At 63.5% G+C, this 836-nt stretch carries 1 protein-coding gene; it reads left to right on the top strand.

The window, feature by feature from the left end:
- Positions 1-836, top strand: an 836-nt coding sequence (locus EOA60_RS35250; RefSeq protein WP_164899885.1) for an ABC transporter ATP-binding protein, incomplete at both ends; no start/stop codon positions are given.

The raw sequence follows: 836 nt of genomic DNA, 5'->3' as shown, positions 1-836 counted from the left end.
CTTGCTCAACATCATCTCGGGGCTGCTCTCTCCCTCGCACGGCCAGCTCCTGTTCAACGGCCGGAACGTGACCAATCTGTCGACGCAGGAGCGCAATATCGCCCAGGTGTTCCAATTCCCGGTCATCTACGACACCATGACCGTCTACGACAATCTGGCCTTTCCGCTGCGCAACCGCCGCGTGCCGGAGGCCGATGTCGACCGCAAGGTGCGCGAGACGCTCGACATGATCGATCTCGCCTCGATGGCGAACCGGAAGGCGCGCCGGCTGACCGCCGACCAGAAGCAGAAGATCTCGCTCGGTCGAGGACTAGTGCGCTCGGACGTCAACGCCATCCTGTTCGACGAGCCGCTCACCGTCATCGATCCGCATATGAAATGGGTGCTGCGTTCGCAGCTGAAGCAGCTGCATCGCCGGTTTGGTTACACCATGGTCTATGTCACGCACGACCAGACCGAAGCGCTGACTTTCGCCGACCGCGTCGTGGTCATGTATGACGGCGAGATCGTGCAGATCGGCACGCCGGCCGAGCTGTTCGAGCGGCCGCGCCACACCTTCGTCGGCTATTTCATCGGTTCGCCGGGCATGAATGTGCTCCCGGTTGCGCTCGAAGGCAGGACGGCGTTGCTCGGCTCGCAGCGCATCGAACTGCCGGGCGCACCCAAGGCCGAAGCCGGTCCCGTCGAGCTCGGCATCCGTCCCGAATATGTCCGGCTCGGCCGCGAAGGCATGGCGGTTTCCGTCAGCAAGGTCGAGGATGTTGGCCGCCACAAGGTGGTTCGCGCCAATCTCGAGGGCAAAGAGATCGCCGCCGTCATCGGCGAGGACGATGAGG

Origin of the sequence: Mesorhizobium sp. M1A.F.Ca.IN.020.06.1.1, from assembly GCF_004023265.1 — a bacterium.
Lineage (GTDB): Bacteria > Pseudomonadota > Alphaproteobacteria > Rhizobiales > Rhizobiaceae > Mesorhizobium.
This window is presented reverse-complemented; position numbering and strand designations above follow the sequence as displayed.